Raw genomic sequence first — 13,239 nt, forward strand, 5'->3', positions numbered from 1 at the left:
GCGCGGGCCCAGCCTATGCCTTGCTGTGGGAGAACAGTTTCAGGACGGGCACGCCGACCTTGTGCCGGGCCCGGGAGGCCCAGTCCCGGTGGAAGAACTCCTCCACGTAGTGCGGGTCGGTCAGGACGATCACCTCGTCGGCGCGGGTCTCGTCGACGACGGTCTTGAGCGCGTCCAGCGGGTGGTCCTCGACCAGGCGGCCCTCGGCCTCGGCGCCGGAGGCGTGCAGGGCGGTGAGGGAGACCTCCAGGGCCCGCTGCCCGACGGTGAGGGCCTCCTTGCCCTCCGGGGTCTCGCCCTCGCGCACGGCGTCGTCCAGCTCGCCGAGCGCGACGTCGTCGATGGCCCGCAGCAGGCGGTCGGCCTGGTCGCCGCGCGGCTGGAGCAGCACGTGGAAGGCGACCGGCTCGTCGCCGTGCAAGGTGGTGACGAACTCCACGTCGGCGGACGTCAGGGCCTTCTCGATCATCAAAACGCTTGTGAACACCAGGCACCCCTTCTCCTCATGGGGCCCGCGGGCCCACCCTCCGCGGGTGGCACCGGACCCCGCGGAAACCATCCTGCCCCCTGATCGCACGGGTACTGCCGGATTCAGTGTGCCCGGCCCGGACTGAACGGAACGATTGATTCCAGATGTGATTCCCGGCCGCGCGTCACGCCTGGACCCGTCCGGTCCCCGTCGCCGCGGCTTCAGTCCCGCCGGTACCGGCTGAAGAGGAAACCCTCCTCCTCCAGCAGGGACGCCAGCGCGAACCGCCGGGGCACCTCCACCGAGGGGCCGCCCGCGATGCGCTGCGCGTCACCCGCGGTGAGCATCGGGGAGACGGTCAGGCACAGCTCGTCGAGGACACCGGCGGCGACGAACTGGCCCAGCAGGCGCGGGCCGCCCTCGGTCAGCAGCCGGGTGTGGCCGAGCCCGGCGAGCGCGCGGACGGCGCGGGCGGGGTCCACGCCGACGCCGTCGCCCGCGATCACCACCCGGGCGCCCGCCTTCTCGGCGGCCGCGACGCGGTCCGGGGCCGCGGCGGCGCCGGTCAGGATGAGGGTGGGCACCAGCGGCGAGGTGAACAGCGGCAGGGAGAAGTCCAGCTCCAGGCTCGCGCTGACCACCGCGATCACCGGCGCCGGACCCTGACCGGCCGCCTGCCGCAGCTCGGCGAACTCCGCACGCGCGCGTGCCGGACGGTACCCCTCCTGGCGTACGGTCTCGGCGCCGGCGATCACCACGTCCGCGAGGGCGCGCAGGGTGCCGAAGATCCGCATGTCGGCCGCGCTGGAGATGGGCTGGGAGCGGCCGTCGTGCTGGGCGGCCCCGTCGAGGGTGGAGACCATGTTGGCCCGCAGCCAGGCCCCCGTCCGGCCGTCCGGCTCGGGGTACGCGTAGGCGTCGGCCAGCTCGGCGAGACTCCACTCCCGGTCTTCCCCGGCAAGGTCCCGCTCCGCTGTCCGATCGGTCACAGGGAACAGACGTCGCATGCCGAGCAGTGTTCCACGCCCCAACCCCACCAATCCGCCGCAGCCACGGGCAACCGCGCCGCAGCCCCCGCCCCCGACCACCCCCTCCCGCACAGGCCCTACCATTGACCCCCGTGTCGTCCTCCTCCCCCGCCCCCCGTTCCGCCCCCTCCTCGATAACCGGCGCGACCCCGCTGTCCCTGTGCGCCCGCGAGCCCCACGTCCCCGCCGACCGCCTGGTCGCCGAGATGGTGCCGCCCCCGCGCTTCGACTCGGTCCGCTTCGGCACCTACATCCCGGACCCGAACCAGCCCAGCCAGAGCGAGGCCGTCGGCGTCCTGGAGGGCTTCGCGGCCGGACTCGGCGAGGCACCCGGCAACGGCGGCGCCCGGCGCGGCTTCCTCGGCTTCGGCCGGAACAAGGCCCCGAAGCCGCCGGCCGGCCCCCGCGGCGTCTACCTCGACGGCGGTTACGGCGTCGGCAAGACCCACCTGCTGGCCTCCCTGTGGCACGCCACCCCCGCGGACCCCTCCCGCAAGGCGTTCGGCACCTTCGTCGAGCTGACCAACCTCGTCGGCGCCCTGGGCTTCCAGCAGACCGTGCAGACCCTGTCCGGGCACCGCCTGCTGTGCATCGACGAGTTCGAACTGGACGACCCGGGCGACACCGTCCTCGTCTCCACCCTGCTCGGCCGCCTCGTGGAGGCCGGGGTCGCGCTCGCCGCCACCTCCAACACGCTGCCGGGCAAGCTCGGCGAGGGCCGCTTCGCGGCGGCCGACTTCCTGCGCGAGATCCAGGGGCTGTCCGCCCACTTCCGCGCCCTGCGCATCGACGGCGAGGACTACCGCCACCGCGGCCTGCCCGAGGCCCCGGCACCGTACTCCGACGAGCAGGTGACCCGGGCGGCCGAGGAGACGGACGGCGCCTCCCTCGACGCGTTCCCGGCACTGCTGGACCACCTGGCCCGCGTCCACCCCAGCCGCTACGGCGCGCTGACCGACGGCGTCTCGGCCGTGTGCCTGACCGGGGTCCGCCCGGTGCCGGACCAGTCGACGGCCCTGCGGCTCGTGGTGCTCGCCGACCGGCTCTACGACCGCGAGGTGCCGGTCCTGGCCTCCGGGCTGCCGTTCGACAAGCTGTTCAGCGAGGAGATGCTGAGGGGCGGCTACCGCAAGAAGTACTTCCGCGCGATCTCCCGCCTCACCGCGCTGGCCCGCGACGCGGCCCGTCTCGTCGAGGCGCGCTGACGCCGTCCGGCCCGCGCCGGCCTCCCTCGTCCTCCACGCACCGGGCGCGGTCCCGGAGGCCCCGCACCGCGGGCATTTCCTCCGGGCCCACGCCGGGCATATCGTGGCAGGAACGGGCGAATCGACCCTCTGGGCGAGGAGGTCGTCATGCTCCAGGATCTGCTGACCGCGGTGGCGGCCGCCGCGAGCGCCGGGGTGCTCTACCTCGTCTCGGCGGCGCGGATCGTCAAGCAGTACGAACGCGGGGTCGTCTTCCGGCTCGGGCGGCTCGCGGGGGACGTGCGCCAGCCCGGGTTCACGATGATCGTCCCGGTCGTGGACCGGCTGCACAAGGTGAACATGCAGATCGTCACGCTGCCGATTCCCGCGCAGGAGGGCATCACCCGCGACAACGTCACCGTCCGGGTCGACGCGGTCGTGTACTTCCGGGTGATCGACGCGGCCAACGCGCTGATCCGCGTCGAGGACTACCGGTTCGCCGTCTCGCAGATGGCGCAGACCTCGCTGCGCTCCATCATCGGCAAGAGCGACCTGGACGACCTGCTCTCCAACCGGGAGAAGCTCAACCAGGGGCTGGAGCTGATGATCGACAGTCCGGCGGTCGGCTGGGGCGTGCAGATCGACCGGGTCGAGATCAAGGACGTCTCCCTGCCGGACACGATGAAGCGCTCGATGGCCCGGCAGGCGGAGGCCGACCGGGAGCGGCGTGCCCGGATCATCAACGCCGACGCGGAGCTCCAGGCGTCGAAGAAGCTCGCCGAGGCCGCGGGCCAGATGTCCGACCAGCCCGCCGCCCTGCAACTGCGCCTGCTCCAGACCGTGGTGGCCGTGGCCGCCGAGAAGAACTCGACGCTGGTCCTGCCCTTCCCGGTGGAGCTGCTGCGGTTCCTGGAGAAGGCCCAGGAGCGCCCCGTCGAGCGGTGAGGAACCGACGCGCTCCGGCCGGCCGTGCCGGGCCCGGAGTGCGGTCGACGGTCAGTGACACGTGCGGCACGCGTGGTTCCCGGGACTCCTGGCAGGTGATAGACACAGCGGGTCACAGTCCTGTCCGCCAGCAGGAAGGTTTCCCCATGTCCGCAACACGACGTCAGATGCTGGCCCGTTCCGGTGCGCTCGGAGCGGGCATCGCCTTCACCGGAGCCCTCTCCGAACTCTTCGCGGGCACCGCCGCCGCGCACTCCCCGGGCGGCCGCTCCGGCTACGGCCCCCTCGTTCCCGACCCCGACGGACTGCTCGACCTGCCCGAGGGGTTCAGCTACCGGGTCCTGTCCCGCGAGGGCGACCGGCTCCGCTCGGGGGAGGGCCCCGTCCCCTCCAACCACGACGGCATGTCGGCGTTCCCCGGCAGAGGGGGCCGCACCCACCTCGTCCGCAACCACGAGAACCGGGCGACCGGCAGGGTTCCCGTGCCCACGGTCGAGGGCCTCACCTACGACCCGGCGGGCAAGGGCGGCTGTACGGCGCTGACCCTGGACTCCCGCAACAACGTCCTGTCCGAGCGGGTGGCGATCGCCGGCACGGCCGTCAACTGCGCGGGCGGACCGACCCCTTGGCACACCTGGCTGACCTGCGAGGAGACCGAGGACAAGGCGGGCACCAACGGCTACACCAAGGACCACGGCTTCATCTTCGAGGTCGACCCCGCCGATCCGCACCGCACGGGCGCGGTGCCGCTGACCGCGATGGGCCGCTTCCAGCACGAGGCGATCGCCGTGGATCCGCGGCGCGGCGTCGTGTACGAGACGGAGGACGCCTTCGACCGGCCCTTCGGGCTCTTCTACCGGTTCCTGCCCGAGAAGCCGCTGGGCGGCACGGGGTCGCTGCGGGCGGGCGGCCGGCTCCAGGCGATGCGGGTGCCGGGGGTCCCCGACCTGTCCTCGATCCAGGAGACGGGCGCCTCGTTCGACGGCGTCGAGTGGGTCGACGTGCCCGACCCGCTGGCCGCCGGGACGCCGATCCGCTTCCAGGACTTCGGCCGGGGCGGCATCACCCACGCGCAGAAGCTGGAGGGCTGCTACTGGGGCGGGCGCAGCGTCTACTTCGTGTCGTCCTTCGCCCGCAGCGCGGAGGGCTCGGCGGGCGACCACTACGGGCAGATCTGGCGGTACGACCCGGACCGGCGCCGGCTGACCCTGGTGATCGTCTTCGGCCCGGACACCGACGTCCGGCTCCCCGGCGAGTCCCCGGACAACATCTGCCTGGCGCCCAGCGGCGGCCTCATGGTCTGCGAGGACGGCAACGGCGCCCAGCACGTCTACGGCGTGACCCGGCGCGGCGAGGTGTACGCGATGGCCCGCGGGCGACAGAACATCGGCACGGAGGAGGAGCCCGAGTGGGGCGAGTTCGCCGGGGTCACCTTCTCCCCCGACGGCGAGACCATGTACGTCAACTGCTACACGCCCGGTACGACCTTCGCGGTGACGGGCCCCTGGCGCAGGTGAGGACGGTGTGAACGCGGGGTACCCGGTGCCGCATGACGGAGAAAGCGCAGGTCAGCGGCTCGTACTGGCTGGAAACGGCACCGGGTGCCCCCCGCCCGGCCCTCACGGAGGACCTGGAGGTCGACGTCGCCGTGATCGGCGGCGGGATCGCCGGACTGAGCACGGCGTTCGAGCTGGCGCGGGCCGGGCGGAGCGTGGCGGTGCTGGAGGCGGGGCGGATCGCGGCGAGCGTCACCGGCTACACCACCGCCAAGCTGTCCGTCCTGCACACGCTGGTCTACGACAAGCTGCGCCGCACCCGGGGGGCCGAGGGCGCCCGGCTGTACGCGCGCTCGCAGACGGAGGCGGTCGAGCACGCCGCCGCCCTGGCGGACGAGCTGGGCATCGACTGCGAGTGGGAGGCCCGCGACTCGTACACCTACGTGTGCGACGAGGGCCGGGTGGACGAGCTGCGGGCCGAGGCGGCCGCGGCGGGCGAGGCGGGGCTGCCGGCGTCGTTCGTGACGGAGACCGGGCTGCCGTTCCCGGTGGCGGGCGCGGTCCGGGTCAGCGGGCAGGCGCAGTTCCACCCGCGCAAGTACCTGCTGGCCCTCGCAGAGGCGCTGGAGGCGCTCGGCGGGCGGATCTTCGAGCGGACCACCGTGCACGGCCTGGACGAGGGAGAGCCGTGCCGGGTGTCGACCGAGGCCGGGGCGACGGTGACCGCCCGGGACGTGGTGGTCGCCACCCACTATCCGATCTTCGACCGGGCGCTGCTGTTCGCCCGGCTCTCACCGCGCCGGGAGCTGGTCGTGGCCGGGCCGGTCGCGGCGGACCGGGACGTCGACGGCATGTACATCACCCCGGACGAGGGCACCCGGTCGGTCCGCACCGCGCCCCTCGGCGACGGCCGGCGGCTGCTGATCGTCACCGGCGAGCACTTCACGCCCGGCACCGGCGACACCCGCGAGCGGTTCGACCGTCTCTCCGCCTGGGCCCGCGAGCACTTCCCCGGTGTGGACCTCACCCACGCCTGGGCCACGCAGGACATCGACCCCACCGACACCGTGCCCATGGTGGGCCCGCTGCACCAGGGGGCGCGGCACGCGTACGTGGCCACCGGCTTCGGCGGCTGGGGCATGAGCGGCGGCATCATGGCGGGCCTGCTGCTGACCGCGCAGATCACCGGCCGGGAGTGCGCCTGGAGCGGGCTGTACGACCCGCGCCGGCTGAGGACGCAGGTGCGTGAGGCCCCGCAGTTCCTCAAGACGCAGGCCCAGGTGGCCGGCCACTTCGTCGGGGACCGGCTGAAGCCCGCGCCCCCGGTGGACGCCCTGCCTCCCGGCGAGGGCGCGGTGGTCCGGGTCGACGGCCACCGCCTGGCGGTCTACCGGGACGACGACGGTGCGCTGCACGCGGTCTCCCCGCGCTGCACCCACCTGGGCTGCCTGGTCGACTTCAACGCGGCGGAACGTGCCTGGGAGTGCCCCTGCCACGGCTCCCGCTTCGGCACGGACGGCACGGTGATCCAGGGCCCGGCGACCAACCCGCTGGAGCGGCGGGACATCTGACCCGGCAGGGTGACCCCCCGGGCACGTCACGACACATAGTCGTACAAACAGAACAACACACTCATACGTTCGTGCGGTGACTTCTCTCGTACGCCGCTGCACCGCACTGGGCGCCGTCGCCGCCGCCTGCGCCGTCCTGGCCGCCTGCGGGGCCACGGGGTCGGCGCAGGCCCCCCGCAAGGCACCGTCCTCCCCCTCCGCCGGTCCCTCCCGGGTCGCGCCCTCCGGGGCCGCACGCTCCCGGCCGCCCACGCTCGCACCGGGCCCGGCGGGTCTCACGCCCGTCTTCGCGCACGGCCCCCGCGCCGACGGCAAGACCGTCGCCCTCACCTTCGACGCCGACATGACCGCCGACCAGGGGCCGCGGGCGGCGGCGGGCGAACGCTTCGACAACCCCCGCCTGATCGAGACGCTGCGGAGGCTGAAGGTGCCGGCCACGGTGTTCATGACCGGCCGGTGGGCCGAGGAGTACCCGGACCAGGCCCGCTCCCTGGGCCGGGACCCCGGCTTCGAGATCGCCAACCACTCCTACAGCCACTACGCCTTCACGCCCGACTGCTACGGCCTGCCGACCGTCTCCCCCGAGCGGATGCGGGCGGACGTGGAGCGGGCCTACACGGCGTTCAGGAAGGCCGGGGTGACGGACCCGATGCCGTACTTCCGCTTCCCCGGCGGCTGCTACGACCAGGCGGCCCTGAAGGCGCTGACCTCCGCGGGCGTCACCGCCGTGCAGTGGGACGTGGTGAGCGGCGACGCCTTCGCCACGGACGCCGGCGCGGTGGCCCGGCAGGTGCTGGACGGGGTGCGGCCGGGGTCGGTGGTCGTCATGCACTGCACCAGCAGCGCCGCCCCCGTGACCGAGCGGGCGGTGCGCACGATCGTGCCCGCGCTGCGCGAGCGGGGCTACCGCTTCGTGAAGGTGTCCGAGCTGATCGGCGCCGCGAACGACCCGCGCTGAGCGTCCCGCGCCGTGCCGGGAGCCGGCGGAGCGCCCCGAGCCGTACCCCGCTGCCCGGGGTGAGCGGCGGGCGCCTTGGCAGACTGGTGGGCGTGAGCAACGAAGCGACGACACCCGTCACCGACAGTCCCTTCCGTCCCGAGCCCGGCGACCGCGACCTCGCGCCGCAGTTCGTGCTGCCGCTGGTCGTCCGGATCGAGCGGTCGGCGCCGCCCGCCCGGACCGACGCACTGGAGACCGCGGCCCGGGCGGTGCTGGAGATGCTCGGCGACGAGCGGTCGGCCGGCGACGGGGAGTGGGCGCAGGCGATGCGCGACTGGCAGGACGCCCGCATCCGCAAGGTGGTCCGGCGGGCGCGCGGCGCCGAGTGGCGGCGGGCCGAGGCCCTGCCCGGCATCACGGTCACCGGCGAGGCGGCCGAGGTGCGCGTCTACCCGCCGGTCCCGCTGGACGGCTGGCCCAAGGACCTGGCCCGGCTCCAGGTCTCCGGCACCGACCTGGACGACCCCGGGCCCCCGGCCGCCGCCGGTCCGTCCGTCCCGGTGCTGTGGATGAACCCCGGCCTCGGCATGTCGGCGGGCAAGGCGATGGCGCAGGCCGGCCACGGCGCCCAGCTCGCCTGGGGGGAACTGGACGACACCGCCCGGACCGCCTGGCGCGCGGCGGGCCACCCGCTGGCGGTGCGCACCGCGGACCCCGCCCGCTGGGCCGCCCTCACGACGAGCGGTCTGCCGGTGGTCCGCGACGCCGGGTTCACGGAGATCGCGCCGGGCTCCTGCACGGTGGTGGCCGATCACCCGGCGCTGCGGTAGCCCGCGTTCCGGCCGTGCCGGGCGGCACGGCCGGTCCCGCGCACGGGCGCGCCGAACCTCAGATCTTGCTCTGAACACGCCGATCCGCGGTTCGGTGCCCACCGCCCGGGCCATAACCCCGTCGAACCGACGGGGGAGGGACGGACGGCCATGGAACGACTGGGGACCGGCATCGGATGGCGGCCGGAGATCGCGGACGTCGTGGAGCGGATGCCCGGCATCGACTGGGTCGAGGCCGTCGCCGAGAACGTCTGCCCGGGACACCTGCCGGAGTCGCTGACGCGGCTGCGCGAGCGCGGCGTCACCGTCGTGCCGCACGGCGTCTCCCTCGGCCTCGGCGGAGCCGAACGCCCCGACCCCGAAAGGCTCGCGGCGCTCGCCGAGCGGGCCGAGGTGCTGGGCTCGCCGCTGGTCACCGAGCACATCGCGTTCGTCCGGGCGGGCGGCCCGCTGTCCGCCTCCCCGCGCCTGGAGGCGGGGCACCTGCTGCCCGTGCCGCGCACCCGCGACGCCCTCGACGTGCTGTGCGAGAACGTGCGCATCGCCCAGGACGCGCTGCCCGTGCCGCTGGCCGTGGAGAACATCGCCGCACTCCTGAGCTGGCCGGGCGAGGAGATGACGGAGGCCCAGTTCCTGTACGAACTGGTGGAGCGCACCGGGGTGCGGCTGCTGATCGACGTGGCGAACCTGCACACCAACCACGTCAACCGCGGCGAGGACCCCGCCGACGCACTCGCCGGCCTGCCGGTGGAGGCCATCGCCTACGTCCATGTCGCCGGCGGCTTCGAGCGCGACGGGGTGTGGCACGACAGCCACGCCCACCCCGTCCCCCGGCCGGTGCTCGACATCCTGACCGACCTCGCCTCGCGCGTCGCACCGCCGGGCGTGCTGCTGGAACGCGACGAGAACTTCCCCGGGGGCGACGAGCTGGCGGGCGAGGTGGAGGCCGTCCGGGCCGCGGTGGAGAAGGGGCGGGCGTCGGCACGGGGCGCGGTGCCCGCCGCGCCCCCGCCCGCCCGGGGCGCGCAGGCCGGTGTCCCGGACGCCGTGCGGCAGCGTCTCGCGCTCGGCCAGACCGCCCTGCTGTCCGCCCTGGTCGCGGGCACGCCCGTGCCGGAGGGGTTCGACCGGGTACGGCTCGGCGTGCAGGCGCGGGCTCTGGCCGCCAAGCGGGCGGACGTGGTCGCCAAGGTCGCGCCCGAGCTGCCGGTCATCCTCGGCTCCGCCTACCGGCCCGCCTTCCTCGCGTACGCCGAGGGCCGTCCGATGACCGGCGGCTACCGGCGGGACGCGCTGGACTTCGCCGGGCACCTGCTGCGGGACGGCCTGCCGCGGGACGCCGGCAGCCGCCGGGAGCTGCGGGACTGGTGGCGGGAGCGGTCGGGGCCGGTGCCGCGTTCACGGCGCCCCGCGGTCCGGCTGGCCCGGGCGACCCGCCGGGTGCTGCTGCGCCGCTGACCGCGTCACGGGCCGCGCGGACGGCACGTCGGAAACGGCACGTGACCTCCCGCCGCCGTCCCGTCCCGGTATGTGAAAAGGGCATGGCGCCGGTGTGATCGCCTGGCATAGAAGTACGTCATGTTCTGGCTACTTCTCCTGCTGCCGGCCTGGGCCGTGGCCGGTCTGGCGTGCACGCGGCTGTGCCTGGCCGCCGTACGGGCGGCGGCCCGCGAGGCCACGGACACCGCCGGTCACGGGCACGCGCTGACGCTGTACGAGGCGGCGTTCCTGTCCGGCGGACCCCGCAGGGTCGCCGACGTGACGCTGGTGTCCATGGCGCGCCAGCGCCGGCTGCTGCTCGCCCACACCGGCTGGGCGACCGTGGTCGATCCGCGCGGCCGGGACGAGATGGAACGCTCCGTCATCGGGGCGATAGGCCCAGGCGGACAGTCCCGGATAGCGCCGGTGCGCACCGCCGCTGCCGCCGCCGACTCGGTGCGCGCCCTGGCCGACCGGCTGGTCGGGGCGGGGCTGGCCGTCCCCGACGACACCCGGAGCGTGGCGGCCGCGGTACGGCGGGTGCGGCTGGCCGCGGCGGCCGTGTGCGCGCTGGGCGCCGCCGCGCTGGCGCTGCCCGCCCCCGACGACATGCCGCGCCTCTTGATCGCCCTGTGGTTCTCCCTGCCGCTCGCCCTCACGCTGGGCTGCCTCGCCATCACGCGGATGGAGGTCCACCCGTACGCCCGCTGGGCCTCCCCCACCGGACAGCGACTGGTCGGTGCCCTGCTGCGGCAGGCCGGCGATCCGGCGGACGAGCGCGCCTACCTCACCTCCGTCGCCGTGCGCGGCGTCCACGCGGTCGGCGAACCGGACCTGCGGGCCGCCTTCGCGCACCGCGAGGAGTACCTCGGGGAGCACCAGGGGCGGCGCGGCTGAGACGGGCGCGCGCACCGCGCCGGGCGAGCTGCCCCGACGCTGCTGCCGGCCGCCTGGAGGCGTGTCCGCCGGCCGGCACCGTCCCGGCGCGGGACGTGTCCCGCGCCGGTGCCGCGGCCCGGGCCGGAGTCCGGGCCGGCGGCGTGAGCGGGTGGCGGGTCAGGCGAGCCCGGCGACCAGCTCGGCGATGTCCTTGCGGCGGCCCGTGAAGAACGGGACCTCCTCGCGGACGTGCATCCGGGCCTCGGAGCCGCGCAGGTGGCGCATGAGGTCGACGATGCGGTCCAGCTCGTCGGCCTCGAAGGCGAGGATCCACTCGTAGTCGCCGAGCGAGAAGGAGGCGACCGTGTTGGCGCGCACGTCCGGGTAGCCGCGGGCCATCTTGCCGTGGTCGGCGAGCATGCGGCGGCGGTCCTCGTCGGGCAGCAGGTACCAGTCGTAGGAGCGCACGAACGGGTAGACGCTCACGTAGTTGCGGGGCGTCTCGTCGGCGAGGAACGCCGGGATGTGCGAGCGGTTGAACTCGGCGGGGCGGTGCAGCGCCATGTTCGACCAGACCGGCTCCAGCGCGCGGCCCAGCCTGGTGCGGCGGAAGAGGTTGTACGCCTCCTGGAGCTGGTCGCTGGTCTCGGCGTGCCACCAGATCATCAGGTCGGCGTCGGCGCGCATCCCGGAGATGTCGTACGTGCCGCGGATCGTCACGTCCTTGGCGGCGAGCTGGTCGAACAGCTCCTGGACCTCGTCGGCGTAGCCCGCGCGGTCCTCGGGCAGCACGTCCTTGAGCTTGAAGACGGACCAGAGGGTGTAGCGGATGACCTCGTTGAGGTCCTTGGCCAGCTTGCCCTTGTTGGGAATGCGGGCGGCAGGGGTGGAGGCGTCGTCACTCATGACCCTATTCTCCCGCTCCGCCGTGCAGGCTCTGCACCGGGTGGGCGGTGAGCTGCTCCACACCGCTCGGGTCGCCGTGGATCTGGTCGACGGCCGCGTACGCGCTCGCGATGCTCGCCGGGATGCCGACGCCGTCGTGGGCGGCTCCGCACACGGCGAGGCCCGGGAGTTTCCCGACGTGCTCGCGGATGCGGGCCACGCGCGCGTGGTGGCCGACGGGGTACTGGGGCAGGCCGTCGGTCCAGCGGGTGACGCGGGTGGCGACCGGCGCCGCGGTCAGGCCGGTGGCCTCCTCCAGGTCGTGCCGGGACACGGCGACGAGGTCGTCGTCGTCGCGGCCGAGGATCTCCGTCTCCCCGTAGCGGCCGACGGAGGTGCGCACGACGACCAGGTCCGGGTCCTCCTTCGCGATCCAGCCCCACTTGCGGGAGGCGAAGGTGGACGCCTTGATGGTGCGCCCGTCGACCGGCGGCACGAGGAAGCCGCTGCCCTCGGGGAGCGCGGCGGCGTCCGAGCGGCGGTAGGCGAGGGTGATCAGGGCCATGGAGGCGTACTCGACGGCGGCCAGCTCGGCGGCGGCGGCCGGGGCCTCGGCGCGCAGCAGCCCGGCGGCGGCGGGCGCGGGCACGGCGACGACGACCGCGCCCGCGTGCAGCACCCGGTCGCCGGCGACGATCCGCCAGCCGTCCGGGGCCGTGCGGCGCAGCTCCGTGACGGGCGCGCGGGTGACGATCTCGCCGCCCCGGGCGCGTACCGAGTCGGCGACCGCGAGCGGCAGGGTGCCGATGCCGCCCTCGATGCCCATGAAGACGGGGCCGTGCTGCGGTGCGGCGGCCGTGCGGCCCTGGATCGCGCGGACGGCCTCGGTGAGGGAGGTGTGGGCGCGGGCGGCCTCGAAGAGCTGGGGAACGGCCGAGCGCAGGGAGATGCGGTACGCGTCGCCCGCGTAGACGCCGCCGAGCAGCGGCTCGACGAGGCGGTCGACGACCTCGCGGCCGAGGCGCTCGGCCACGTACGCGCCGACGGCCACGTCGTCGCCGATCTCGGTGCGGGGCAGCTCGGCGTCACGCCCGATGCGGGCGACGCCCTCCGGTGACAGCACGCCGGCCAGGGCGTCGGCGGTGCCGGGGACGCCCATGACGTGGCCCTTGGGCATGGGGCGCAGGGCACCGCGGGTCCACAGGGCGGCCGTCGCCGTGGCCGGCGGCTGGAGGCGGTCGGCGAGACCGACCGCGCGGGCGAGACCGACGGCCTCGGGGCGGCGGGCCAGCACCGACTCGGCGCCGAGGTCGACGCGGGCCCCGGCGATCTCACCGGGCAGCAGCTTGCCGCCCACCCGGTCCGAGGCCTCCAGCACGGTGACGCGCGCCCCGCGCTCCAGCAGCCGGTGGGCCGCGGCCAGTCCGGCGATGCCGGCTCCGACGACGACGACATGACCCGTGTCCGCGGGGGTCTCACCCACCGGGATCCTGCTTGCGCACATGCCCCAAGCCTCTCAGAACCCGCCGACGG

General features: G+C 74.7%; 12 protein-coding genes. 8 read left to right on the forward strand and 4 right to left on the reverse strand.

Annotated elements, in window-relative coordinates:
• Positions 1-13: 13 nt before the first annotated feature.
• Together ACH499_RS31410 and ACH499_RS31415 are read right to left on the reverse strand one after the other, a co-directional pair.
• Positions 14-487 (reverse strand): indole-3-glycerol phosphate synthase, encoded by a 474-nt coding sequence (locus ACH499_RS31410; protein WP_356202403.1) that lies wholly within the window; start codon positions 485-487, stop codon positions 14-16.
• 203 nt (positions 488-690) lie between these two features.
• Positions 691-1,476 (reverse strand): pyrimidine reductase family protein, encoded by a 786-nt coding sequence (locus ACH499_RS31415; protein WP_356202405.1) that lies wholly within the window; start codon positions 1,474-1,476, stop codon positions 691-693.
• 113 nt (positions 1,477-1,589) lie between these two features.
• On the opposite strand from ACH499_RS31415, the gene zapE reads away from it, so the two are divergent.
• The 8 genes from zapE (at position 1,590) to ACH499_RS31455 (ending at position 10,839) form a co-directional block, all read left to right on the forward strand.
• A complete protein-coding gene (gene zapE / locus ACH499_RS31420; RefSeq protein ID WP_399020137.1) occupies positions 1,590-2,702 on the forward strand; it encodes a cell division protein ZapE in 1,113 nt (370 codons plus the stop codon).
• Between the two features lie 147 nt (positions 2,703-2,849).
• Entirely contained in the window at positions 2,850-3,626 is a 777-nt protein-coding gene (locus ACH499_RS31425) for a slipin family protein (RefSeq protein WP_356202409.1), read from the forward strand.
• Between the two features lie 146 nt (positions 3,627-3,772).
• Positions 3,773-5,143, forward strand: coding sequence for a PhoX family protein (locus ACH499_RS31430; RefSeq protein ID WP_399020139.1), 1,371 nt, complete (start codon positions 3,773-3,775; stop codon positions 5,141-5,143).
• Positions 5,144-5,175: 32 nt separating this feature from the next.
• Positions 5,176-6,693: an FAD-dependent oxidoreductase gene (locus ACH499_RS31435; RefSeq protein ID WP_399020141.1), complete on the forward strand. Its 1,518-nt coding sequence runs from the start codon at positions 5,176-5,178 to the stop codon at positions 6,691-6,693.
• Between the two features lie 76 nt (positions 6,694-6,769).
• Entirely contained in the window at positions 6,770-7,651 is an 882-nt protein-coding gene (locus ACH499_RS31440) for a polysaccharide deacetylase family protein (RefSeq protein WP_356202414.1), read from the forward strand.
• Positions 7,652-7,743: 92 nt separating this feature from the next.
• The gene (locus tag ACH499_RS31445; RefSeq protein WP_399020143.1) at positions 7,744-8,463 is read left to right on the forward strand and encodes a peptidyl-tRNA hydrolase; all 720 of its coding nucleotides are present in this window, start codon (positions 7,744-7,746) and stop codon (positions 8,461-8,463) included.
• 150 nt (positions 8,464-8,613) lie between these two features.
• The gene (locus tag ACH499_RS31450) at positions 8,614-9,921 is read left to right on the forward strand and encodes a DUF692 domain-containing protein (RefSeq protein ID WP_399020146.1); all 1,308 of its coding nucleotides are present in this window, start codon (positions 8,614-8,616) and stop codon (positions 9,919-9,921) included.
• Between the two features lie 120 nt (positions 9,922-10,041).
• Positions 10,042-10,839, forward strand: a complete 798-nt coding sequence (locus tag ACH499_RS31455) for a TIGR04222 domain-containing membrane protein (protein ID WP_399020148.1) — start codon at positions 10,042-10,044, stop codon at positions 10,837-10,839.
• A gap of 159 nt (positions 10,840-10,998) precedes the next feature.
• Here ACH499_RS31455 and hemQ read toward each other — a convergent pair whose 3' ends face one another.
• Complete coding sequence (hemQ, locus tag ACH499_RS31460; RefSeq protein ID WP_399020150.1) at positions 10,999-11,727, reverse strand: hydrogen peroxide-dependent heme synthase; 729 nt, start codon at positions 11,725-11,727, stop codon at positions 10,999-11,001.
• Positions 11,728-11,731: 4 nt separating this feature from the next.
• Positions 11,732-13,210, reverse strand: coding sequence for a protoporphyrinogen oxidase (gene hemG, locus ACH499_RS31465; protein ID WP_399020152.1), 1,479 nt, complete (start codon positions 13,208-13,210; stop codon positions 11,732-11,734).
• Between the last annotated feature and the right edge of the window lie 29 nt (positions 13,211-13,239).

The sequence above is a fragment of the Streptomyces sp. NPDC018947 genome (genome assembly GCF_044390505.1).
Taxonomy (GTDB): Bacteria; Actinomycetota; Actinomycetes; order Streptomycetales; family Streptomycetaceae; genus Streptomyces.